Origin of the sequence: Paenibacillus lentimorbus NRRL B-30488 (assembly GCF_000411595.1) — a bacterium.
GTDB lineage: Bacteria > Bacillota > Bacilli > Bacillales > Bacillaceae > Bacillus > Bacillus velezensis.
The window spans coordinates 21622-45564 of the sequence record NZ_ANAT01000015.1; the positions used below are offsets into that span (position 1 = coordinate 21622).

A 23943-nucleotide genomic window follows, 5' to 3' on the forward strand; every position below is an offset into this window, starting at 1 on the left:
CTTCTTTTACAGATATCTCCGGTGCACTCCTTTGCCGTCATACGAGAACATCACTTCTCTGTCTTCAAGAACAGATTCGATGTGCACGCTCCTGCCCCACAGCTGGTACAGATACGGCAGCACTTTCTCCAAATATTTCAGATCAAGCTCAATTCCCTCATACCAATGTTTAATATAAAGCTCATTATTCTTCAGGTAATCCCCGTCATTGACGGTCAGATAAGGAAATCCCCCGTTGACCCGCATGTTCACGAGCTGGTCGCGCACGGCCTTCCATTCTTTGTCGATCACTTTATAGTCCCTGCCCTGCTTTTGGAATAAATACAAATCCTCACGCATGACGAGATCTTTCGTCAAATAATTGCGGATAAACGATATATCCGATTCAATTTCCCTGACCTCAAACATTTTCTCGCGGCCGGACCCGGGCTTTACCCCTGTTTTTTTCATTTCATCTGTCGGGTTGTCATAACGCTCTTCGATGTCTTCAAAAATTTTCAGTCCTAAATAATACGGATTGATTCCCGTTTTTGACGGCTGAACGACGCCTGCGTTCAGCTTCGCAAATTCGATGGCTTCATCTGAAGTCAGGTCAAGCTCGCGGATAATCCGCTGATGCCAATAGGATGCCCAGCCTTCGTTCATGATTTTCGTTTCCAGCTGAGGCCAGAAATACAGCATTTCTTCTCTCATCATGGTTAAAATGTCACGCTGCCACGGTTCAAGCTCCCGCGAATGTTCCTCGATAAACAGCAGAATATCTTTTTCCGGCCGGGGCGGAAACGGTTTTTTCCCTTTTTCTTTTTCACCTGCTTCGGCTTATCCATTCCCCATAAATCATCGTAAGGCGATGCCGCGGTTTCTTCTTCGTCCTCCTCTTCGTCATCGACGCTCCACAGCAGCTTCGGCCTGACAAGCGACGGATCGATATGCTCCTGAATCGCCAGAATGGCATCTAAAAAGGACTCCACCTCTTTTATCCCGTGAATTCTTTCATAATGCTTAATCCGCTCCGCCGCAGCCGCCATACTCTCAACCATGTCCCGGTTCGTATTTTGAAAGCGGCAGTTATTTTTGAAAAAATCACAATGGGCAAGAACATGGGCTACAATTAATTTATTTTGGATCAGCGAATTGCTGTCCAGCAAAAAAGCGTAGCAAGGGTTGGAATTAATGACAAGTTCATAAATTTTGCTCAAACCGAGATCATAATGGAGTTTCATCTTATGAAATTGTTTGCCGAAACTCCAGTGGCTGAATCTCGTCGGCATGCCGTACGCGCCGAATGTATAAATAATTTCAGCCGGGCAAATTTCATATCTCATCGGGTAGAAATCAAGGCCGAAACCCTTCGCAATGTCGGTTATTTCCTCAATTGCCCGCTGTAAACCTTTTGTCTCCTCCGCGTTCAAGCGAATCCCCCCTACTTGGACTTATTTATAATGTATGACCCCTCCTCTCAAAAGATGAAATAACAGGCCGGTTTCCGACTGAAAACTTTCGGCACATCCGCCCCGTTTGCTTTATATGTAAGTGGGTAAAACACACACCATACCCCAAAAAGAAAAGGAGCGATTCTACTTGAATACAGCAGACATGCTTACGACGTATCTCAGCAAACTCCCGAATCTGATCATTGCACTGCTCGTCCTGCTTATCGGCTGGGGCATTGCCAAAATCATTGAAAAAGCCGTATACAAAGGCCTGCAAAAAACAAAAATCGACGACAGGCTGTTCGCCGAAAAAAAGCCGGCGCGCTATTCCTCAGAAAAAGTCATCAGTAAAGTCATTTATTTTATCGCATTAATCATCGTTTTTATTCTATTCTTTAACATTCTGCATCTGACAACCGTGGCTTCACCTTTTGTCAGCATGCTGTCGGCGATAACGGCGGCTGTGCCGAGCGTCTTAAAAGCCGGCTTGATTCTGCTCGTGGGCTGGGCGGCCGCTTCGCTTTTCAGCTATCTCGTCAAAAAAGCGGGCATGAAACTCGCTGAAAACGGCCGGCTCAGAAAATGGACAATGGTGTCTGAAGAAGCGGAGATGAGCAGATCCGTTACGGCCGCTTCACGAATCGTTTTTTACTTCGTCTTGCTCTTGTTTCTGCCCGGCGTCTTGTCCGCTCTCCAGATCAGCGGAGTGTCAGGGCCGTTTACAAATATGATTCAAAGCGTTTTGTCCTTTATACCGAAATTATTCGCCGCGGCGCTGATTGTTTTAATCGGCTGGCTTGTTGCCCGTCTCGTCCGTGATATCGTCACAAACTTTCTGGCGAGTATCGGCACGGAAAGGCTCGCCGCACGTATGGGGCTTTCTATTTATCTGAAGGATACGAGCCTGTCGGCAATCATCGGAACGATTGTCTACGTGCTGATTTTCATTCCGGTGATCATCTCTGCGCTTGACCGGCTTGATGTGGCGGGTATTTCTGAACCGGCGTCAGCCATGCTGCACACGGTCTTCACAATGCTCCCTAATATCATCATCGGTATTGTGCTGATCATCGCCGGCATCTGGGTCGGAAAATGGGTCAACAGCATTGTATCCGGGCTCCTGCACCGGGCCGGTTTCGACTCTCTTCTCGGTAAAATGGGCTTTGAACAGGCGGGCACCCCGAAGCTGACGCTTTCTCAGACGGTCGGCATGATTGTTCAGATCATCATCGTCCTGCTCTTTACGGCAGAGGCGCTGCAGCTTGTTCATCTCGAATTTCTCGTCGTTATCGCAACCGGTATTATCGCTTACCTGCCTAATGTTCTGGCCGCTGTATTTATTCTCGGAATCGGACTTTTGGCCGGACAGCTCGTCAGCAGGCTGCTTGCCGGCATGCTGAGCGGAAAGGAATTCAGATTCCTGGCGCCGCTTGCGAAATATACCATTATCACTCTCTCAATCTTTATGGCGCTGGATCAGCTCGGTGTCGCCGACACGATCGTAAATGCCGCGTTTATTCTGATTCTGGGCGGTTTCGCGCTTGCCTTCGGACTTTCATTCGGGCTTGGCGGAAAAGAATTTGCCTCCCGTTATCTCGCAAAATTGGATCGCAAAATTGAAAAACATCAATCGGCTGACGATCGTAAGCCGCCGATGTCTTAACAAAAAAACGTGTGCTCAGAAGGAGCGCACGTTTTTAAAAAGTTAAGGGAGCAAATTCCTTTTTCATTTTAGATTCATATATGATAGACTGTAACAGAAGCAAAATCTCTTTTTCGAGGTCATTCTATGAAATTAACGAACTATACCGATTACTCTTTACGCGTTTTGATTTTTTGGCTTCCAGACATTCCGACGAACTTTCCAACATAAAAGAAATCGCAGATACTTATTCCATCTCTAAAAACCACCTCATGAAAGTCATTTACCGTCTCGGCCAGCTCGGGTATGTCGAAACGATCCGGGGCCGGGGAGGCGGAATTCGATTAGGAATGACACCGGAAGACATAAACATTGGAGAAGTCGTTCGAAATACAGAAGACGACTTTAACATCGTAGAATGCTTTGACTCCAAAAAAATCTCTGTATCATATCTCCCGCCTGCAACTTAAAGAACCTTCTGAATGAAGCCCTGCAAGCTTACCTGGCCGTTTTAGACAAATATACGTTAAGGGATCTGGTCAAAAACAAAGAGGAGATTATGAGACTGCTCAGAAGCTGAAGGAATGTCCGCATTCCTTCTTTTTTATGCCGGCATAAGAAAAAGGACTATTTCTATTAATATGATAAACGATTGCAGACAAGTGCCGATATAAAGATTATCATTACTGATATCCTCACCTTGCGGCTGCAACGAATGGGGATAGAAAAATTATCGCAGGAAAAGGGAGATTCACTATGAAAAAAAAGGTAGCGGTCGGTTTGACTGCATCTGCGATCGTCGGGTCTGCGTTAGCTGTAACACCGGCAGAAGCACAAACGATTAAGGTTAAAAGCGGAGATTCATTATGGAAGCTTGCCCAAAACTACAATACAAGCGTGGATGCCATTACATCAGCGAATCATCTAAAATCCACCGTTATTTCTATCGGGCAGACGCTCACCATCCCTAACGGCAAATCAGATTCCGGCAGCAAAAAGCCATCTTCAAAGAACAGCGGCACGACTAAAAGCGTTTATACAGTGAAAAACGGCGATTCGCTGTGGCTGATCGCATCTGATTTTAAAATGTCCGTACAGGAACTGAAAAAATTGAACGGTCTGACAAGCGACTTAATCCGCGCCGGACAGAAGCTGCAAGTGACGGGGAAAGTTTCCTCAAGCACCGATCAGAAAAAAACCGCGCCGGGCAGCAGCTCAAACAGCAGCAAAAATCAGTCATCATCTTCCGGGACCTATAAAGTAAAACTCGGCGATTCCCTATGGAAGATCGCAAACAGCGTCAATATGACCATTGCGGAACTCAAAGTATTAAACAACTTAAAAACGGATACGATCTACGTAAACCAAGTCCTGAAAACAAAAGGAACGTCTTCTTCGGGAAACACGCCGTCAAAAGACAATTCAAACCAAAATAAAAACCAGACGCAAACGTCCTCCTATACAGTAAAAAGCGGAGACTCACTCTGGAAAATCGCAAACGCATACAATATGACGGTTCAGCAAATCAGAAGCATCAACAAACTGACGTCAGACATGCTGCGGGTCGGACAAGTGCTGAAGCTGACCAAAACGTCTTCTTCCGGCTCTTCGTCTTCACCGTCAGCTCCGAACCAGTCCGGAAATACAGGGAAAACCACTACATATACCGTGAAAAGCGGGGATTCTTTATGGGTGATCGCCCAAAAGTTCAATGTAACCGCCCAGCAGATCCGCGAGAAAAACAATCTGAAAACAGATGTTCTTCAAATCGGACAGAAGCTGACGATTACCGGGCAGCAGACAAACACGACACCGAATCAGTCCGGCAGCACAGGCGGCACAGGTTCAACAAGCGCGAAGATTAATGTAATGATCGATGCCGCAAAAGCTCAGCTGGGCGTACCGTATGTATGGGGCGGGACGACGCCGAGAGGCTTTGACTGCAGCGGTTTCATTTATTACGTTCTCAATAAGGTCACTTCTGTATCCAGACTTTCAGCCGCAGGCTACTGGAATACGATGACATCAGTCAGCCAGCCGGCGGTCGGTGACTTTGTCTTTTTCTCAACTTATAAAGCCGGACCTTCCCACGTCGGTATTTATCTCGGGAACGGCCAGTTCATTAATGCCAACGATTCGGGTGTCGTTATTTCCAGCATGAACAACTCCTATTGGAAACAGCGCTACCTCGGCGCAAAACGTTTCTTCTGATATCTGATAAGCTGTACGGCCGCATAAGGCTGTGCAGCTTTTTTACAGTCTGAAAATATTGATGCTGATCACGTGTTTTGTTACGGGATGGAAATACACTTCAGCACGGCATGAAAACGTTTCTTTTGCGGTTTGCACCGTTACGCGAAACACGTCTTTCGTCTGTTCCCTGTTCACTTTTGTACGGCCCATGTACGAATAATCGGTAAGCTCGGCCCCCTTGTATTCACGTTCAAGCTGGTTCCATGCGAGCTGTTCCCATTTTTCAACTGACGGATCGAGGTGTTCTGTATGCCCTTTTTCAGCGATAGAGGCAATGAGAATGCCGCAAAACAAGAGGGCAAGCGCAAATGGAAGGGATTTCATCTTTATGTTCTCCTGAGTCGTTTTTTGTCAATCTTAGCGTGTCCAAAGAAGAGACGGATATGCGGTTTTATTTTATGTCTCCCTCATATTGCTATGCCGCAGTGATAAGGACACCAAGTTTTCCCCCGTTGCATCCGGGCTTCGGCGGCATAAACTAACGGAGAACTTCTCATTGAAAGGAGAAGCGTAAGATGGATCATGCCGATTATGATAAAGCCTTGTATTACACACACCGGTCTCAATGGGACAATTTATTAATTTTGATGGTTCGTACAAAAGATGATTTATTATCAAAGCGTATTGAGCACTTTCTGCACGCGTATCATTTCGAATACGATCATGCCGTGCTTGAAAAAGAGCTGTATTCCCTTCTCGGGTATATTGATCATGCGACAGAGCTCGCTTATGAAGATCAATTAGCCATTTTGACATAAAACAATCCCGGCGTCAGACGCCGGGATTTCTTGTGTTTGTGAACATATTCAGCTCTTCGATCATGTCTTTCAGGCTGACCGCCATATCCTCAGATACGGTCCGGCGCTCCATGTCGATGTGAATCGGGTCTAATACCAGCTGTTTCGGGATGACATTTGCATAGACGCCCCGCATGACCGTCCGCATATTCGCCAGCGCGTTCATGCCTCCTTTTCCTCCGCCCGCCGCGGCAATGATGGCCACCGGTTTGTATGCCCAGTGATCGCTGCTTAAAAAATCGATGGCGTTTTTTAAAGCGCCGCTCATGCCGCTGTGATACTCGGGAGATAATAAGACGACGGCCGCCGACTTTTTCACCTGCCGCCTTAACTTTTGCACTGAAGACAGCTCGTTCTGTTCTTCTTCACCGTTATAAAGCGGCAGTTCACTTTCGCTCAAATCAATAAAATCGGTATGAAACCGATCTCTGATATAAGAAGCGGCAATTCTAGTCCGCCCGTTTTTTCTCGGTGTGCCGCTGATCACTAATATGCTCATGATTTTACCGCCTTTCCAAAAACATTATATTTTACCGCATACAATGCCGCCTGCGTCCGATCGGAAAGATTCAGCTTTGACAGCAGGTTGGACACGTGGGTCTTCACTGTTTTTTCTGAAATAAACAGTGCCGCCGCAATTTCCTTATTGCTTTTTCCTTTGGCTATTTCTTGAAGAACATCTTTTTCACGGGGGGTCAGCTGATAATATTTTTCCTTATCCTGATTATCCTGAACCATATGGGTCAGCACGTGAGGCACAATATCCGCCGACAGCCGGTAACGTCCGGAATACACTTCCCGGAGCGTTTTCACTAAATCATCGGGCTGAGCGTCTTTCAGCTGATACGCTTTTGCGCCGGCTTTAAGGGCGGGAATGACGTGCTCCTGATCAGAATAGCTCGTCAAAACGACGATACTGATGTCCGGAAATCGTTCAGCCGCGATTTTTGCCGCTTCTATGCCGTCCATATCAGGCATTGATAAATCCATCAGAATGATGTCCGGCTCCGTCTTTTCAGCTTGCTGAAGCGCTTCAGCACCGGTGGACGCCTCACCGACAACTTCAATGTCTTCCTGAGTGGCGAAGAAATAGCGCAGTCCTTTGCGGACAACATGATGATCATCAGCAATCACAATTTTCATCAATCAGACCTCCTGTCCCGAAACGGAAGCCGAACGGAGACAATCGTTCCGGCGCCAAGCTCGGATTGCAGTGTAAAGCGGCCTCCGATCGCTTCAGCCCGCGCTTTCATGCCGGCCACGCCGAGCGATGGGAGCACAGCATGCGCATCAGAGCTGAAGCCCGCTCCACGGTCGCTAATGTGAAGCTCAGCGCAACCCGGCTTTTTAACGGCGGAAATGATAACCCGGTCCGTTCCCGCATGCTTTTTACAGTTATTCAAGGCTTCCTGGGCGATCCGCCAAAGCGCGTGTTCCTGTTCATCCGTAAGCTCCAGCTCATCCTCCGTTTCACAAACGGCTTCCAGGCCGATAAGAGCGGCGTAGCTTTTGATCGACGCATACAGCCCTTTCGTTAAGCTTTCCGGCTTCAGCTGCCAAATGAGCGCCCTCATTTCTGTTAGCGCATCCTGAGACAGCTCTTGAATAAACGTAATCATCTGCCGGAGCCGATCATCATCTGTAAAGCTCTTTGCGGCTTTTGCCGTTAAGCTGACGGAAAACAGCATCTGATTGACGGAATCATGCAGGTCTTGCGCAAGTCTGCTTCGTTCCATCAACAGGGCGTTCTGCTGCTCAAATTCGGCCAATTTCATCCGCTGAATCGCCGTTCCGATTTGAAATGCAACCGCTTCAAGCAGATGCAGTTCTTCTTCGTTGAAAAATGTCTTTTCACTTGCGGCGACGTTTAATAAACCGAACTTCCGGCCGCCGTCCTCAAGCGGTACGGTCGCATGATGGGTAATGCCCTCCGTATCGCGGCAGTTCGTCGTCTGTTCCGCAAATTCAATCCGTTTACAATTCATTATGTTTACGGCCTTTGTCAATCCGCCATTGCTGAATTTGGTCAGACAATAGCATTCTCCGCTGCACATGAGTGCATTTTCCCGCTGACCTAGAGCCGGCGGTAAATAAGCGGATGCGGCGAGCGTATAAGACCCGTCCGGCTCAATCAGAAAAATCCACCCTGTCTGCAGTCCGGTCAGGCTGAGCAGTTCGCGGAGCACTTTATCAAGCGCTTCCTTTAAATCGTGGTTTTGGTTTAAGGTTTCCGCAATCGCTTTTAACGTTTTTAACGTTTCTACCGTCGTTTTCGTCAATTTCCCTCACTCCGGCCAATCAGAATTATCCATATTATATCAATTCTTTTCTGTATATTCCTTTGTTTTCAGCATGAATTTTCCTCATACTTTCGGATGAGGCGTATAAAAAACCGCCGGATGTCGCTTCCGGCGGTTTGTTGTTTATTTCGTTTTTTCCACTATGTCATCCACCGTTTTCATGACGGCTTCAGATAATGCGGCAAGACGCTGTTCGCTGTCTTGTAAAGAAGTTCCCTTCACGGCGAAGTAGAACTTCACTTTCGGCTCCGTTCCTGATGGACGAAGGCAGAACCAAGAGCCGTCTTCAAGGAAATATTTCAGGACATTTGACTTCGGCAGATCAATATCTTCTTCATGATGATCGGCAAATACAGTCCGTTTTCCCGTTGAATAGTCTTCAGCCTGCGTGATTTGTTTTCCGGCCATCTGCTTCGGCGGATCGTTTCGGAATGAAGTCAGGATAGCGGAAATCTGCTCGGCTCCCTGTTTTCCTTTTAACGTCAATGACTTCAAGCCTTCACGGTAATATCCGTATTCTTTAAAAATGGACAGCAGCGCGTCATAAAGCGACATGCCCTGCTTTTTATAAAAGGCGCATACCTCGACGGCTAACAGCGCAGCCTGGATCGCGTCTTTGTCACGCGCGAAATCGCCGATTAAGTAGCCGTAGCTTTCTTCATACCCGAACTGGAACGTGTATTGGCCTGATTTTTCATATTCTTTGATCTTTTCACCGATAAATTTGAAGCCTGTCAGCGTGTCAACCGTATCTAATCCGAACGATGAAGCGACGGCGCGGCCCAATTCGCTCGTGACAATCGTTTTCATGACGACACCGTTTTCAGGAAGGGTGCCCTGTTTTTCTTCTCGGAAAGCAGGTAATGCAATAAAAGCGCGCCTGTCTGGTTTCCCGTCAGCACTGTGTACTTGCCTTCGCTGTTTTTTACGGCAATGCCGAGACGGTCGGCATCCGGGTCCGTAGCGACGAGAATATCGGCATTTTGTTCTTCTCCGAGCTTAATGGCATATTCGAATGCCGCGTGCTCTTCCGGATTCGGCGATTTGACGGTTGAAAAATCCGGGTCCGGCAGCTCTTGCTCCTTTACGACGGTGACGTTTTTGTAACCGAGTGCTTCAAGACCGCGGCGCACCGGTTTATTTGCCGTGCCGTGCAGCGGAGTGAACACGACGCTGACATCCACTTCATCCGAAAGCTCGGGATGTACGGAGATGGAAGTCAGTTTTTCAGTATACGGTTTATCAATTTCTTCACCGATTATTTTAATCAAACCTTTTTCTTTCAGCGACTGTTCATCTTCAACTTGAATCGTTAATTCATTTTCTATGGCATTCACTTCCGCAATGACGATGTCCGCTTCTTTCGGCGGCAGCTGTGCGCCGTCATCGCCGTACACTTTATATCCGTTATATTCAGGCGGGTTATGGCTGGCCGTCACGACGATGCCGGCATAAGCGTTCAGCTTTCTCACCGCAAAAGACAGCTCAGGCGTCGGGCGGAGCTCATCAAATACGTATGTTTGAATGCCTTGGGAAGCAAGGGTTTTTGCAGCTTCCATCGCAAACTCAGGAGATTTATGACGGGAGTCGTATGCGATCGCAACCCCTCTTTTTTTCGCGTCTTCCCCCTGTTTCGCGATATACGCCGCAAGTCCGGCGGATGCTTTGCGGACCGTGTAAATGTTCATTCTGTTCGTACCCGGCCCGATTTCTCCTCTCATGCCTCCTGTTCCGAACTCAAGATTTTTGTAGAAAAAATCTTCCAGCAGCTGCTCGTTTCCTTCTGCGTCCGCCAATAATTTTTTCAATTCTGAATCTAATTGTTCGGCCTGATTCCAGCGTTCGTAACTCTTACTCCAACTCATGTTCGTCCTCCTATAATTTCAGCTTATGACCATATTTTAATATGAAGCGGCTGCCCGTGTCACTTGATAACTTAACCAAATGCTTTATGTAAAAAGATAAAAGAAGGGCTCATGCCTTTTCGGCACAGCCCTCCGGTTATTATTGTTCGAGCGGAACAACCGCGTCGTGCAGCAGCGTATTTAACCACTCAGTGTGTTTTTCTTTCGTTTCGTCATTCCATTGGAATCGGTCGCTCATGTAATCAATCACGGCCGTTTTATACGTTTGCACCCATTTGATGTCGAAGAACAGTCTTCCCGTTCTGCGGACGAAGAAATCGGCAGGTGTCGCAGCCATTTCTTCTTCGATGCTGTAAGCCGCTTCCGCCAGAATGTGAACCGGAATCTGGCGTTTTTCCGCTTCATCTTTCAGGCCTTCAATCCGGCTGAATACATTTTCAACGTTAGAGCCGTATCTGATGGCTAACTGCTTAGCGGTTTCCTGTGATAAACCGATTTTCAAGCCGTCTTTTGTCTTTGCTTCCACAAATGACTCGAAGTTTTTAGAGCCGCCGACATGTCCGCCGGAAATCGGCATCGTCTTCGTCTTGCAGCCGCCGAAGTCCTGGCCGCCCTCTTCTTTCAAGCGGTCGCGGACAAGATCGACAATGTGCTCAGCCATTTTACGGTAGCCCGTCAGTTTTCCTCCGGCGATCGTAATCAGGCCTGATTGAGATGTCCAGATTTCATCTTTACGGGAGATCTCAGACGGGTCTTTCCCTTCTTCGTGAATAAGCGGTCTGAGGCCGGCCCAGCTTGATTCAATATCGTCCGCCGTAATGTTCAGTTCCGGGAACATATAATTGATGGAGCTGACGACATAATCGCGGTCCTGCACCGTCATGCGCGGGTGCTCAAGTTTTTGTTTGTAAACCGTATCGGTCGTACCCACGTATGTTTTTCCTTCGCGCGGAATGGCGAACACCATCCGGCCGTCCGGCGTATCAAAGTACACCGCCTGTTTAAGCGGGAATACGGATTGGTCGAATACGAGATGGACCCCTTTTGTGTGCTGGAGATGTTTTCCGCTTTTGCTGTGGTCTTTTTCTCTCAGCTCGTCGACCCACGGACCTGTCGCATTGACGATTTTTTTGGCGTACACTTTGTATTCCTTGCCTGACAGCAGATCTTCAATTAAAACGCCGACAACTATTCCTTTTTCATAAAGCAGTTCTTTCACTTTAGAATAGTTGACAGGCTCCGCACCGAATTTAACGGCTTCTTTCATGACTTCAATCGTCAGTCTCGCATCGTCCGTCCGGTACTCTACATAATAGCCTCCGCCTTTTAAGCCGTCTTTTTTGACGAGCGGCTCTTTTTGCAGTGTTTCTTTAGCAGACAGCATGCTTCTGCGCTCTGATTTTTTTACTCCCGCTAAATAGTCATACACACGCAGGCCGATTGAAGTAGAGAATGAACCGAACGTGCCGCCTTTATGAAACGGCAGCAGCATCCATTCCGGCGTCGTGACGTGCGGGCCGTTTTCGTACACGATGGCGCGTTCCTTACCGACTTCAGCCACCATTTTGACTTCAAATTGCTTCAGATAACGCAAACCGCCGTGGACAAGCTTTGTGGATCGGCTTGATGTGCCGGCCGCGAAATCCTGCATTTCGCTCAAAGCGACTTTCATTCCCCTTGAAGCAGCGTCAAGCGCCGTACCGGCACCCGTAATACCTCCGCCTATAATAAACAGATCGTATGTTTTTTTAGTCATGTCTTCCAGCATATGATCCCGTTCCAAACTTGAAAATTGGTGATTCATCATTACGCTTCCTCCTTGTTGTCACGGTATAGAAAAAGAGACCACAACAGCCAAAGCGCATGTCATCACTTTGGTGCTGTGGTCTCTCCTCATCTCAGGACCGTTCCTATTAACTTGTTTTCAGTATACCATAATTTTATCTTATTTAAAAGCCATAGCTGCATTTACTGCTTTTTTCCATCCGCCGTACAATTCATCGCGTTTTTCATCTTCCATTTCCGGTTTGAATTGCTTATCAAGGTTCCACTGATCGGCGATTTCAGTGCTGTCCTTCCAGTAGCCGACAGCGATTCCGGCTAAATACGCGGCACCGAGCGCCGTCGTTTCATTAATTTCCGGACGTTCGACCGGCACATCAAGCAAGTCGCTCTGGAACTGCATGAGGAAGTTATTTTTTACCGCTCCGCCGTCTACACGCAATGTTTTTAAAGAGATGCCTGAATCAGCCTCCATGGCATCAAGCACATCTTTCGCCTGATATGCGAGAGATTCAAGCGTGGCACGGATAAAATGCTCCTTCGTCGTTCCGCGTGTCAGGCCGAAAACTGAGCCGCGCACGTCACTGTCCCAGTACGGTGTGCCCAATCCGACGAAAGCGGGCACGACATAAACACCGTCAGCGGAATCCACACGCTCTGCGTATGTCTCGCTTTCTTTCGAATCCTGGAACATCCGCATGCCGTCTCTCAGCCATTGGATGGCAGAACCTGCGACAAAGATGCTTCCTTCCAATGCATACTCGACTTTTCCGTCTAATCCCCAGGCGATTGTCGTCAGAAGGCCGTGATCAGAAGTGATGGCTTTTTCTCCGGTATTCATCAGCATAAAGCAGCCTGTGCCGTATGTGTTTTTCCCCATGCCTTCTTCAAAGCACGCCTGACCGAACAGCGCAGACTGCTGGTCTCCGGCCGCTCCCGCAATCGGAATGTTCTTACCGAAGAAATGATAATCAACCGTTTTCGCGTACACATGAGAAGACGGTTTCACTTCCGGCAGCATGGATTTCGGCACGCCTAAAATATCAAGAAGCTCGTCATCCCATTTTAATTCATGGATATTAAACATCAGCGTTCTTGAAGCGTTTGAATAATCCGTTACGTGCGCCGCGCCTCCGGACATTTTCCAGATGAGCCATGAATCAATCGTTCCGAACAGAAGATTTCCGTTTTCCGCTTTTTCCCGCGCGCCTTCTACATTGTCAAGAATCCATTTGACTTTCGTTCCTGAGAAATAAGGGTCGATCAAAAGTCCCGTTTTTCTCTGAATGTATCATTATATCCTTTTTCACGAAGCTCTTCGCAAATGCCGGATGTTTGTCTCGATTGCCACACAATCGCATTGTATACCGGCTTTCCGGTATCTTTATCCCATACGACCGTCGTTTCCCTTTGGTTCGTGATGCCGATACCGGCAATTTGATCAGCGCTGATTCCGGACTCGGAAATCACAGTCGCGATAACGGCGAGCACCGATCCCCAGATTTCGTTCGCATTGTGCTCCACCCAGCCCGGCTGAGGGAAATGCTGTGTGAATTCCTTTTGAGCGGAATGCACGATTTTTCCTTCTTTATTAAAAAGAATCGCTCTTGAACTTGTGTGCCTTGGTCAATTGATAAAATATAGGTCTCCATGATGCCGCTCTCCTTTTTAAATATATTCAGAATTTGATAATGTTTTCTGTGATTGAGATTTCTTGGTATAAATATAGAGTATGAAAAGCACTACAACCATTATAACGCTTACAAACCAAAAGCTAGGTGTCACATTTCCTTTAAACGCGGCATTGTAAAATACGCCGCCGAACGCACCGCCCATGATCGGACCGATTACGGGAATCCAGGCATATTTCCAATTTGACGGCCCTTTTTCGGGATCGGCAGAAAGGCGTGAGCGATTCTCGGCCCCAAATCCCGCGCAGGGTTGATCGCATATCCGGTCGTCCCTCCAAGAGAAATCCCGATAGCAACGATGAGGAATCCGACAATCAGCGGGTTCAGCCCTTTTGTAAATTCATTCGCTCCGATTGCCAAAATGCCGAGCACAAGCACAAACGTACCAATGACTTCACTTATCATATTCCCAAATGTATGAGGAATACTCGGGCCGGTCGAGAAAACGCCCAGTTTAGCGGCCGGATCATCCGTCGCCTTCCAATGCGGCAGATAATGAAGGTACACAACAACCGCACCGATCATTGCTCCGATCATCTGTCCCGTAATATAAACAGGGACGTCTTTCCAAGGAAAGCTGCCTTCAAGCGCAAGGCCTATCGTTAAAGCCGGATTCAAGTGAGCGCCGCTGATGCTGCCGACGGCATATGCCGCCATGGCTACTCCCAATCCCCAGCCGAATACAATAACAATCCATCCGGATTGGTATGAAAGCGATTTCTTTAAATTGACTCCCGCACAAACTCCGCCGCCGAAAATAACAAGCAGCATTGTACCGATTACTTCTCCCCAAAATGCTGTCATCACCATTCCTCCTAAATGACAAAATAGCAGGTTTGACAGAGTTATAGAGAATAAAAAACCCACAACAAACCGCTTTACGCTTTATTGCTTCCGTAAAGAGCTGTTGTGGGTCTCCGGATCTCCATCACATAGTATTAACCTAGGTCTATTGTAACAATGGGTGTAAGCGGTGTCAATCTTTTTTTGTCATAGAATGTTCATATTTAGCCCATAGTTCGGTGTCTGAAGTCGTCACGGCCGTGGCTCCTGCCTGCAAGGCGTTTTCAACGTCCTGCTCCGTGCGGATAAAGCCGCCGGCAAAAATCGGAATCCCCGTCATTTCTTTAATTTCTCTAATTAAAGTCGGAACGATGCCCGGGAGAACCTCGATAAAGTCAGGCTTATGCTTTCCGACGAATTCCATGCTTTTCTCCATGGCGCTCGTATCCAAGAGAAACAGACGCTGGATCGCGTATATTTTCTTTTGTTTCGCTTTGACGATGACTGATGATCTCGTCGAAATGATGCCCGCGGGCCGGATATCCTGACAAATAAACTCCGCACCGTATTCGTCATGCTTAATGCCGTGAATTAAATCGACGTGAACCATCAGAAGTTTTCCGTGTTTTTTCGCTTCATTCACGACACCTTTTAATTGACCGAGGTGGATATCTAAAATGACGCCGTATAAGAACGGACTCTCTAAAAATGCATCGAATTGCTTCATATTCCGGATAGCCGGTAGAATCTTCTGGTTGTGAAAACTCATGTTTTACTCCTTTACATTAAAAATCAATGCTCAGCACGCTTTCCTTGACGGTCGAAATGATGAAAGAGAGCTCCTCGTCGGACAGGCAAAAAGGCGGAGACAGCTGAATGACATTATTATATCCCGCTACAGTATCACCATTTTTCCCGACAAGCAGGCCTTTTTCTCTGCAGGCGGTGATGACGTGCTGCACAAGGGCGGCATCAGCGGGTTCCTTCGTGATTTTGTCCTTGACGAGCTCAATGCCGGCAAGAAGGCCTTTGCCCCGTACATCGCCGACCGCCGGATGTTCTCTGAGCGGCTCAAGCTCACGGAGCAGCCGTTCTCCAAGCTCCCGGGAGCGGGCGATCAGATTTTCGTCCTCCATCAATTGCAGGTTTTTCAAAGCAAGGGCGCAGGCTGCCGGATTGCCTCCGAATGTATTCACGTGCCGGAAGCGGCCGTACGGCTCACCGCCTGAATACGCCTCAAAAATCTCCCGTTTTACTGCCGTTGCCGACAGCGGCAGGTAAGCGCTCGTAATGCCTTTTGCCATTGTGACGATGTCCGGTGAAACGCCGTAATGCTGAAATCCGAACGGCTCTCCCGTGCGGCCGAAACCGCAAATGACTTCATCACTGATCAGAAGCGCGCCGTGGCGGCGGCAAATATCCTCTACCTTTGCCATATACCCGTCCGGGGGCATCAGTATCCCTCCGCCTGTAATAATCGGTTCCATAATAACGCCGGCAATCGTTTCGCTTAACTCCCACGTCATGATCCGGTCGATTTCATGCGCGCTTTCCAATGTGACGGCATCGCCGGGATTCCGATAGAGATCAGGCGGCGCCGCGTGCAAAAAACCTTGTGAGAGCGGCTCATATTTATATTTTCTCTGCGCCTGACCGGTAGCGGCGAGCGCCCCCATCGTATTGCCGTGATAGCCTCTGTACCGGGAGATGAATTTGAAGCGGCTGTGATCGCCGTTTTCAATGTGGTATTGGCGGGCAATTTTGAACGCGGTTTCATTTGCTTCCGATCCGCTGTTGGAAAAGAAGATTACATAATCGCCGCCGAGCCATTCATTCAGTTTTTCCGCAAGCTCAATCGCGGGTTGATGGCTTTGGGTCAGCGGATAATAAGGAAGCTCCTTCAATTGGCTGTAAGCCGCATCGGCAAGCTCCTTTCTCCCGTATCCGATATTGACGCACCACAGTCCTGACATGCCGTCCAAATACCGCCTGCCGTCAATATCCGTAACCCAGGCGCCTTCCCCTTTTTGGACGATTATGCTGTCATCCGGCTCCGCCCCTTTCATCGCGTGCCAAATCAGCTCTTTATCCTTTTGTTTGAGTGACTGATTTTTTTGTACATGTTCCACACCGCTCATCTCCCTTTCAATATCATTGCACTGTATCGAAAGCTGCCCGGCTTCTGCGCCGATTCTCATGGTGAAGTTTTCCTCTTAATAAGAATATAAAGGCGCGGCATGGGCGAGTCAATAAAGCGGCGGCAATTAAAAAACGCTTTCTCCCAGAAAGCGAAAGGGCTACAAGAGCATATCCCGAAACCGGGGCCGGCGCAAGTGTTTTTATAAAAAAACCCGCCCCTTAAGCGGAGCGGGCATTTTTTTATTTCAGATGCGTAATCCGGTAAATATCTTTGCGCCGGTCTTTCAGCTGGCGCACGGTTCCGTTTTCACGCTGCCTTCTTAAGATTTCAAGGTCCACATCCCCGATCACGACCATTTCGATATTCGGATTCGTTTCACCGACGATTCCGTCTCTGGCGAATTCAAAATCAGACGGAGCAAAAATGGCTGACTGCGCGTATTGAATATCCATATTTTCTGTTTGCGGCAGGTTTCCGACCGTACCTGAGATGACGGTGTAAATTTGGTTTTCAACCGCTCTCGCCTGAGAGCAGTACCTTACGCGCAGATAGCCTTGGCGGTCTTCAGTGCAGAACGGCGTAAAGATAATTTTCGCCCCTTGATCCGCGGCAATTCTCGCAAGCTCCGGAAATTCGATATCGTAACAGATCTGAATAGCGATCTTTCCGCAGTCCGTATCAAATACGCGCACCCTGTCTCCGGCGCTGATGCCCCACCATTTCCGCTCATTCGGCGTAATGTGAAGCTTATATTGTTTTTCAATCGTGCCGTCACGTCTGAATAAGTAGGCGATGTTATAAATTTTCCCCTCTTCTTCAACGAAGTGGGAGCCGCCGATGATGTTGACATTATATTTCACCGCGAGATCTGTAAAGAGGCTGATATAGTCCTCGGTATATTCGGTAATCCTCTGAATGGCCAGACTCGGAGAACGCTCCTCGAGAAATGACATGAGCTGCGTCGTGAAAATCTCCGGAAATACCGCGAAATCAGATCTCGCATCTGAAGCCACATCGACATAATATTCAACCTGATTGGCAAATTCCTCGAAAGAGTAAATCTTTTTCATTTCATATTGAATGACGCAGATGCGCACCGGAAATGCCGATTTGTAATAGCGCTTTGACTGCGGCAGATAATCGACATTGTTCCATTCCATTAATGTCGCATATTTAATGGACGCGGTGTCATCCGGGAGATAATTCGGATTGATCCGCATGAGCGTAAATCCGTTCATCAGCTGGAAAGAAAGCACCGGATCATAAATCTGATGGCGCGTCACCTGTTCGACATAGGCTCTCGCCGTCATTTCTTCCGCATACTTATGATAATTCGGAATCCGCCCGCCGATAATGATGCTTTTCAGATTCAATCGTCTCGCCAAGTCTTTTCTCGCCTCATACAGCCGGTGTCCGATTTTCATCCGTCTGTATTCCGGGTGAACCATTACCTCAATCCCGTACAGATTCAATCCGTCCGGGTTGTGGTTCGTGATATAACCGTCGTCTGTAATGTCCTGCCACGTGTGGCGGTCATCATATTCATCGAAATTGATGATCAGGCTTGAGCATGAACCGATAATTTCCCCTTCATACTCGGCGCAAAACTGACCTTCCGGAAAGTGAGCGAGATGGCTGATTAAATGCTCAGGCTCCCACGGCTCCATCCCCGGAAAACAATCCTTTTGCAGCTCAATAATTTTGTTGATATCTTTCTCTTCCATATTCCGTATGACCATTTTCTTTTCAAAACGGGTCAGATCAAGTTTCTCAGACAATGCTGCTTCCCCCTGCCGGTTCGTTTTGATCGTTCAATCGCTGTAAGAGTAATTCAAGTTCCATTTCCGCCATCGATTCCAGTCTGTGATCGTATTCTTCAAATAACAGGGCGCTTGTTACCTTATTCGGGACGATGACACATTTCATGCCGGCGCGTTTGGCTGCGATTGAGCCGTTGACCGAATCCTCAAAGGCAAGACATTCAGAAGGTTCAACGCCTAAATGTTCCGCAGCTTTCAGATAGAGCTCCGGATTGGGCTTCACTTCTTCTACGTCGTCAGCCGTCTGAATCACTTCAAATTCATCAAACAGGCCTAATTCCTTCAGATGGCCCGACACCCATTTAAAATCTGAGCTGGAAGCGAGCCCCACCTTCAATCCTAATTCTTTTGCCGCGGCTAAATAAGCCTCCACCCCGGGACGCGCCGTTTCCGTCTTCATCCGCTGTTCGAAGCGCCCGCGCCTGACCGCCGTCAGTTCATCATGATCGAGCTTTCTTCCCAGCTGCTCCTCTAAATATGCGAATGGCTTAAACCCCGCCGCCGTTCCGATCACCTTTCCCCAGACGGATAAAGGCAACGTTGAACCGTGTTCCTCAAACATTTCCTGCAGCACTTCATATTCATGGGTTTCTGTATCTAAAATTAACCCGTCAAAATCAAAGATTAATGCTTTTATCAATGGTTACAGCTCCTTTAGCTAAACGTACTGACCTATGTATACACTATACCGTGAATTTCTTTCGCGTTCAAAATGTAACATTCTCACGGAAAGAAGAGCCTGCATGAGTGCAAGCTCTCTTCATCCGTTACTGTGTGTTTTGACTGGAAATATTAGAAAGAGCCGCTCCCGCAGACTCATTTGAACGCTGATCGACCGCTAAGTCTCCAAGCGCAACGATCCCGACCAGATGATTTTGATCGACAATGGGAAGGCGGCGGATTTGGTGTTGGGCCATCAGATGTGACGCCTCTTCAAGACTCATTTCCGGGTTTCCGGATACAACTTGAGAAGACATCACGTGTGAAACAGGTGTTTGGCCGTCGCGGCCTTGAGCCGTTGTTCTCAATGCGATATCACGGTCTGTCAGCATTCCTTTTAATTCCCCTCCGTCAACGACGGGAATTGCTCCGACATTATGCTGGTGCATCAGCGCAGCCGCTTCCTGGATCGTTTGGTTGGGAGAAACGGTAGCCACGTGGGTAGTCATTGATTGTTTGATTGAACTCATTGTAAAGCACCCCTTTCGCATTTTATTATGCTCGGGGATTTGACTCATTATAAAGGGAGTTAGAGGAAAGAAATTGTGGTATCATGTCAAGGAAGCAAAAAAGAGCCTGTCAAAAGGCTCTTTATACCCGTCAGATCAGCCTTCTGTGACCGCAGGCTTCTGATCCGGCCCCTGTCTCGAAATCATCATAGGTAAAGGGAAAATTCATTCCGCATTCATTCAGCAAAGCGCAATTTTTATCAAACAGCGCCCGCTCTTTGACATCATATACGGGGTGCGGCTTTGACAGCATGATATGTACCGTTTGCAGACAAGCCATAATTTGAAACGCTTCTTTTAAAGTTCCTTGGTAACGTTGGTTTTGTAAAGACAATACGCCCCTTTTTTAAAGCGCTGAATTTCCAGTTCGGAGAAATAAAGAGGAAAGACATTTTGAAACAATTCAGAGGAAAGCTCTTGTATCGCGCTTTCTTGTCCGTCAGTCGCTGCGTTCACAATTCTCACATCAATCACCTTTCTTGCCATGTGAATATCCTTAATCTTTATCAAGAATAGCATAGAAAAAAACGCGAAAGCTAAGGTAAGTGTTTCCTATTGAAACAGCCGCTTTCCGCTTGAAAAGGAGCTTTATGATATGAAACAAAATGACCGCGGTCTGGAACTCCTGATTACGGAAAAACACGCCGGACAATGGCTGTTTTCAGTCCTGAAATCTGAATTCCAGGCGTCAAAACCCGTGATAACGGAATGGATGAACCAAAAAAGCATTCAGGTGAATCGGACATCCCCGAAAAATAACATCATACTGAAAACCGGAGACCGCTTATTCATTGATCTTCAGGAAAAAACGGGTTCTTCGGTGATTCCTGAATACGGAGAGCCGGACATTTTATTTGAGGACCGTCATATGCTGATTGCAAATAAGCCGGCGGGAATGCCGACTCATCCAAATGAAGAGGGTCAGACCGGAACCCTCAGCAACCTGATCGCTTACCATTTTCAAATCAACGGCGAACAGGCGAAAGTGCGCCACGTTCACCGTCTTGACCGTGACACGTCAGGCGCGGTCGTTTTTGCGAAACACCGCCTGGCTCATGCAATCCTTGACCGTCAGCTCGAAACCAAAACATTAAAACGCACCTATATCGCCGCGGCGGAAGGAAAAGTCACGCCGAAAAAAGGCACGGTTGACTCGCCGATCGGCCGCGACAGGTCACATTCCGTCAGACGTCGCGTCTCACCCGGCGGACAAGCCGCCGTCACCCATTACAAAGTGAAAGGCTATCATCCCGGTGCGCAGCTTACATTGGCAGAGCTTGAACTGGAAACCGGGCGAACACATCAAATCAGGGTGCATATGGCAAGCATCGGCCATCCGTTGGCGGGCGATGACCTGTACGGCGGAAGCAGGGCGCTGTTTCACAGGCAGGCGCTTCACGCCAAAAAAGTCAGTGTCTTCCATCCGATCTCAGGAGAAGAAATCGTTGCCGAGGCGCCGATGCCGGCTGATCTGGCTCATTTTACCGAAACGTATTTTTCTTAAACCGGGTCGGCATATATAATATATCGTTTCGGCGCATTTCCAATGTAAGAAAACGGATAGCAAGTGGTCAGGATCAGTTCCTCCCGCTTATGTTGAAGGGTGATGACAGACGTATCATCCCGGCTGACGATTTTTGTACGGCTGATTTTATAAGAAAACGTGCCGTAAGACAAAATCACGTTCAGTCTGTCTCCTTTTTTCAGTTCGCCGGTCCGGCGGAACACCGTGTCCCTGTGGCCGGATAACACAATTTGACCGAGATCGCCAGGATAATAGCTGTCCTTATAATGTCCGACGCCTTTTGCTAAATCATCTGCGTCAGTCCCTTCGACGATCGGGAGCTCAGCGTCAATTTCAGGGATTTCTAAAATGCCGCTTGCCTCACCCGTTTCGGGGTGAAATTCTTTTTTGCGCTGTGCCTGCACAGCGCTTTTTGTTTCGTTCTTTTCCAAGACAGGTTCTGTTGCTTTTTTTGCTTCTTCAAGCGATTGGTTCGTTTTCATATGTGAATCAATGATCTTCCAGCTTCCGTAACATGTGATGATAACACCTGCGATGATGACGAGAAGCGGAATATGTTTCAGTTTGTTCATCGTGTGCGGGCTCCCCTTTTCTTTCTGAAAAGCCAATATACGCCGGCACCCGTGATCACCAGGCCGGCCAATGCCGTCTGATGGCTGCCCGCTGAAGTATCAGGCAATGGGCGGCCTTTTTGTGTGCCGCTTTCAGTCTGTTCTGTGCTTTGTTCCGAATTTGCAGCAGACGCCGGACGGGATTCGGGAATTGACTGCACTGTATCGGATGCTGTTTCTTCTGCGACAGGACGTTCAAGTTTTTTGGCTTGATCAGGCTGTTCTGCTGCATCCGGTTTTTTAGCGGGTTTTTCCGCTTGAGGTTTTTCTCCTTTATCAGGCCCGGTGCCGCCCGGTGTTTCCCCGCTTCCCGGCTGATTGCCGGTGTCATCAGGCGTTTCGGCGGCTGATGCCGTGCGGATTCGGCCGTCGGTTTGATAAGAAATCGGTGCGGAAAAGCTTTTGACATAGTCTACTGTCGCTTCCAAATCCTCAGGCCCCGTCACCGGATTCTTGCCGAGTTTCCCGATCGGACCGTATTTTGCCCCCGCCGCTGTCGCCATAAATTGATTGACTGTTACTGTATATCCTTTTTCGGGCTGTATGTCTGTGCCGTCCGCCATCTTCATATCCACCGCTTGTCCGGTTTCCGGGTTCCATGTATAGGAAAATCCGCTGATGCTGTAATCCGGTCCGTACACCGGAGATATTTGCGCGTTGATGATCTCCCGCAAATCTTTTCCTTTGATTTCAAGCTTCGTCAGCACATTGCCGAACGGCTGTACATTATATAGGTCTCCCCATGTGATCGTCCCTTTTTTATGCCGTCCCGGATGCCTCCCCCATTCATAAGCGCAAAATCGGATTTCATCTTCGCTTTCATACCGTCGGCAATCAGATTTCCGAGCGCCGTGTCGCCGTCATTTGAATATCCGCCCGTTATATCATGGGCCGCTTCCCCGACCGCTTTGCTGATAATCGGTTTCACTTTCTCTTCATATTTGCTTAATATGCCTGCCGCATCCGGATCAGGCTTGATTTTACTTTGATCGATATATTGGATTTCCGCTGATTTTTTCACGATATCCTTCGACTCTTTATCAAGTTCGAGATCGGCGATTCCGATTGCTTTTCCGTATTCAAATGCCTGCACGATCAGCTTGCCGTTGATTTCTCCGTTTACGACTTTATGATTGTGCGCGGCGAAAATCACGTCAATCTCTGAGTCTGTTCCGCTTGCAAGCTTTGCGGATTCTCCCGTGATGGCTGAGCCATTTTGTTCAGCAGACATATGAGCGAGCACGGCGATTGCTTTAATTCCTTTTTTCTTCAGGTCAGCGGCGGCGTCATTGACGGCCTTTACCTCATCCGTAAACGTAATATTTTTAATTCCGTCCGGAATGACCATGCCCGCGGCCGATCTGGTTACAACCCCGATAAATGCGACCGGAATTCCGGAAACGTATTTGATTTCATACGGCGGCAGAAAGGACTCCCCTGACTTCAATTTACAGTTGGCGCAGACGAGCGGGAAATTTTGGCCGTCATAACCGCTTGTCCCCTTACCGTCCGGATGATCTCCTCCATTGATGATCCGTTTAAGCTCATTCGTTCCTTCATCGAATTCGTGATTGCCGACAGTTCCGACATCAAAACCGATGTCTTCCATCAGTTCTACTGTCGGTTCATCCTGAAAAAGGGCTGACACGGGAGAGCTGCCCCCGATCATATCGCCCGCATGCACGACAAAGGCGTGTTCTTTCTCGGCTTTCGCCTTTTTAATGTACGCGGCGGCGTAGTCCATCCGTCCGAAAGTGCCATCCGGTTTACCGTCTCCGTTAAGGTCAAGCTCATATTGCTGATCAATTTTTCCGTGCAGATCATTCATGCTGATGATTCTGAGCGGGATACGGCCGGAGTCTTCAGTCTGCCGTTCTTTATACGCTTTATCCGTTCCAGCTTCATTCAGTGATCCGGCTTGTCCGATTGCTTCCGCATCTTTCACGCTGAACATCATAAAACAAACCGTCAGCAAACAGCACGAAAGACGCAAACCCCTTTTTTTCTTCATTCATTTCCCCCCTGTCTTCTAAGAAATACGTTAGCTTATTTTCTTAAAAATCACATCACTT

General features: G+C 48.0%; 15 protein-coding genes and 7 pseudogenes. 5 read left to right on the top strand and 17 right to left on the bottom strand.

The window, feature by feature from the left end:
* Nucleotides 1-6 precede the first annotated feature (6 nt).
* Nucleotides 7-1412 (bottom strand): annotated as a pseudogene (locus D368_RS09035) (SpoVR family protein).
* A 169-nt stretch (nt 1413-1581) separates the two neighbouring features.
* On the opposite strand from D368_RS09035, the gene D368_RS09040 reads away from it, so the two are divergent.
* The 3 genes and pseudogenes from D368_RS09040 (at nt 1582) to lytF (ending at nt 5286) form a co-directional block, all read left to right on the top strand.
* Nucleotides 1582-3096 (top strand): mechanosensitive ion channel, encoded by a 1515-nt coding sequence (locus tag D368_RS09040; RefSeq protein WP_031378438.1) that lies wholly within the window; start codon nt 1582-1584, stop codon nt 3094-3096.
* 126 nt (nt 3097-3222) lie between these two features.
* Nucleotides 3223-3655, top strand: a pseudogene (nsrR, locus tag D368_RS09045) (nitric oxide-sensing transcriptional repressor NsrR).
* Nucleotides 3656-3831: 176 nt separating this feature from the next.
* Nucleotides 3832-5286, top strand: coding sequence for a peptidoglycan endopeptidase LytF (gene lytF, locus D368_RS09050; protein ID WP_071392053.1), 1455 nt, complete (start codon nt 3832-3834; stop codon nt 5284-5286).
* Between the two features lie 42 nt (nt 5287-5328).
* Here the strand turns inward: lytF and D368_RS09055 are convergent, their stop codons facing one another.
* A complete protein-coding gene (locus D368_RS09055) occupies nt 5329-5652 on the bottom strand; it encodes a DUF3889 domain-containing protein (RefSeq protein ID WP_071392054.1) in 324 nt (107 codons plus the stop codon).
* A 191-nt stretch (nt 5653-5843) separates the two neighbouring features.
* Here D368_RS09055 and D368_RS09060 point away from each other — a divergent pair, with 191 nt between their 5' ends.
* A complete protein-coding gene (locus tag D368_RS09060; RefSeq protein WP_070081560.1) occupies nt 5844-6086 on the top strand; it encodes a YhdB family protein in 243 nt (80 codons plus the stop codon).
* Between the two features lie 13 nt (nt 6087-6099).
* Here D368_RS09060 and D368_RS09065 read toward each other — a convergent pair whose 3' ends face one another.
* The 13 genes and pseudogenes from D368_RS09065 to D368_RS09125 all read right to left on the bottom strand — a co-directional run bounded on the left by D368_RS09065 (nt 6100) and on the right by D368_RS09125 (nt 20221).
* The gene (locus D368_RS09065) at nt 6100-6624 is read right to left on the bottom strand and encodes an NADPH-dependent FMN reductase (protein ID WP_128574732.1); all 525 of its coding nucleotides are present in this window, start codon (nt 6622-6624) and stop codon (nt 6100-6102) included.
* Entirely contained in the window at nt 6621-7268 is a 648-nt protein-coding gene (locus tag D368_RS09070) for a response regulator (protein ID WP_071392056.1), read from the bottom strand. The genes D368_RS09065 and D368_RS09070 overlap by 4 nt, the downstream gene beginning before the upstream one ends.
* Complete coding sequence (locus tag D368_RS09075) at nt 7268-8404, bottom strand: GAF domain-containing sensor histidine kinase (RefSeq protein WP_070081557.1); 1137 nt, start codon at nt 8402-8404, stop codon at nt 7268-7270. Before D368_RS09075 ends, D368_RS09070 begins: the two co-directional genes overlap by 1 nt.
* Before the next feature lie 144 nt (nt 8405-8548).
* A pseudogene (locus tag D368_RS09080) lies at nt 8549-10290 on the bottom strand (phospho-sugar mutase).
* A 139-nt stretch (nt 10291-10429) separates the two neighbouring features.
* Complete coding sequence (glpD, locus tag D368_RS09085; protein ID WP_101562852.1) at nt 10430-12097, bottom strand: glycerol-3-phosphate dehydrogenase; 1668 nt, start codon at nt 12095-12097, stop codon at nt 10430-10432.
* Between the two features lie 138 nt (nt 12098-12235).
* Nucleotides 12236-13724: pseudogene (gene glpK, locus D368_RS09090) on the bottom strand (glycerol kinase GlpK).
* Between the two features lie 16 nt (nt 13725-13740).
* Nucleotides 13741-14567 (bottom strand): annotated as a pseudogene (locus D368_RS09095) (MIP/aquaporin family protein).
* A 172-nt stretch (nt 14568-14739) separates the two neighbouring features.
* On the bottom strand, nt 14740-15315 hold the full coding sequence (locus tag D368_RS09100) for a glycerol-3-phosphate responsive antiterminator (RefSeq protein WP_025649522.1): 576 nt from the start codon (nt 15313-15315) through the stop codon (nt 14740-14742).
* A 16-nt stretch (nt 15316-15331) separates the two neighbouring features.
* On the bottom strand, nt 15332-16684 hold the full coding sequence (locus D368_RS09105) for an aspartate aminotransferase family protein (RefSeq protein WP_102422641.1): 1353 nt from the start codon (nt 16682-16684) through the stop codon (nt 15332-15334).
* Between the two features lie 241 nt (nt 16685-16925).
* Entirely contained in the window at nt 16926-18464 is a 1539-nt protein-coding gene (locus tag D368_RS09110) for a bifunctional GNAT family N-acetyltransferase/carbon-nitrogen hydrolase family protein (protein ID WP_003155346.1), read from the bottom strand.
* The gene (locus D368_RS09115; RefSeq protein WP_071392058.1) at nt 18457-19146 is read right to left on the bottom strand and encodes an HAD family hydrolase; all 690 of its coding nucleotides are present in this window, start codon (nt 19144-19146) and stop codon (nt 18457-18459) included. The genes D368_RS09110 and D368_RS09115 overlap by 8 nt, the downstream gene beginning before the upstream one ends.
* Before the next feature lie 127 nt (nt 19147-19273).
* The gene (locus D368_RS09120) at nt 19274-19696 is read right to left on the bottom strand and encodes a CBS domain-containing protein (RefSeq protein ID WP_003155348.1); all 423 of its coding nucleotides are present in this window, start codon (nt 19694-19696) and stop codon (nt 19274-19276) included.
* A 130-nt stretch (nt 19697-19826) separates the two neighbouring features.
* Nucleotides 19827-20221: pseudogene (locus D368_RS09125) on the bottom strand (DUF5365 family protein).
* 109 nt (nt 20222-20330) lie between these two features.
* On the opposite strand from D368_RS09125, the gene D368_RS09130 reads away from it, so the two are divergent.
* Nucleotides 20331-21239 carry an RluA family pseudouridine synthase gene (locus D368_RS09130; protein WP_101562850.1) on the top strand — a complete coding sequence of 303 codons (909 nt, stop codon included), beginning with the start codon at nt 20331-20333 and terminating at the stop codon, nt 21237-21239.
* On the opposite strand, the gene D368_RS09135 is transcribed toward D368_RS09130, so the two are convergent.
* Nucleotides 21236-21832: a class D sortase gene (locus tag D368_RS09135; RefSeq protein WP_101562849.1), complete on the bottom strand. Its 597-nt coding sequence runs from the start codon at nt 21830-21832 to the stop codon at nt 21236-21238. The two genes, D368_RS09130 and D368_RS09135, sit on opposite strands and share 4 nt — an antisense overlap.
* A pseudogene (locus tag D368_RS09140) lies at nt 21829-23882 on the bottom strand (bifunctional metallophosphatase/5'-nucleotidase). The gene D368_RS09135 and the pseudogene D368_RS09140 overlap by 4 nt, the downstream one beginning before the upstream one ends.
* Nucleotides 23883-23943 lie beyond the last annotated feature (61 nt).

What these genes read in the sequence shown, in the direction of transcription:
- D368_RS09135 (WP_101562849.1), bottom strand. Translation starts at nt 21,832, where the DNA reads ATGAACAAACTGAAACATATTCCGCTTCTCGTCATCATCGCAGGTGTT.
- D368_RS09070 (WP_071392056.1), bottom strand. Translation starts at nt 7,268, where the DNA reads ATGAAAATTGTGATTGCTGATGATCATCATGTTGTCCGCAAAGGACTG.
- D368_RS09055 (WP_071392054.1), bottom strand. Translation starts at nt 5,652, where the DNA reads ATGAAATCCCTTCCATTTGCGCTTGCCCTCTTGTTTTGCGGCATTCTC.
- lytF (WP_071392053.1), top strand. Translation starts at nt 3,832, where the DNA reads ATGAAAAAAAAGGTAGCGGTCGGTTTGACTGCATCTGCGATCGTCGGG.
- D368_RS09130 (WP_101562850.1), top strand. Translation starts at nt 20,331, where the DNA reads ATGAAACAAAATGACCGCGGTCTGGAACTCCTGATTACGGAAAAACAC.
- D368_RS09060 (WP_070081560.1), top strand. Translation starts at nt 5,844, where the DNA reads ATGGATCATGCCGATTATGATAAAGCCTTGTATTACACACACCGGTCT.
- glpD (WP_101562852.1), bottom strand. Translation starts at nt 12,097, where the DNA reads ATGATGAATCACCAATTTTCAAGTTTGGAACGGGATCATATGCTGGAA.
- D368_RS09065 (WP_128574732.1), bottom strand. Translation starts at nt 6,624, where the DNA reads ATGAGCATATTAGTGATCAGCGGCACACCGAGAAAAAACGGGCGGACT.
- D368_RS09100 (WP_025649522.1), bottom strand. Translation starts at nt 15,315, where the DNA reads ATGAGTTTTCACAACCAGAAGATTCTACCGGCTATCCGGAATATGAAG.
- D368_RS09105 (WP_102422641.1), bottom strand. Translation starts at nt 16,684, where the DNA reads ATGAGCGGTGTGGAACATGTACAAAAAAATCAGTCACTCAAACAAAAG.
- D368_RS09120 (WP_003155348.1), bottom strand. Translation starts at nt 19,696, where the DNA reads ATGAGTTCAATCAAACAATCAATGACTACCCACGTGGCTACCGTTTCT.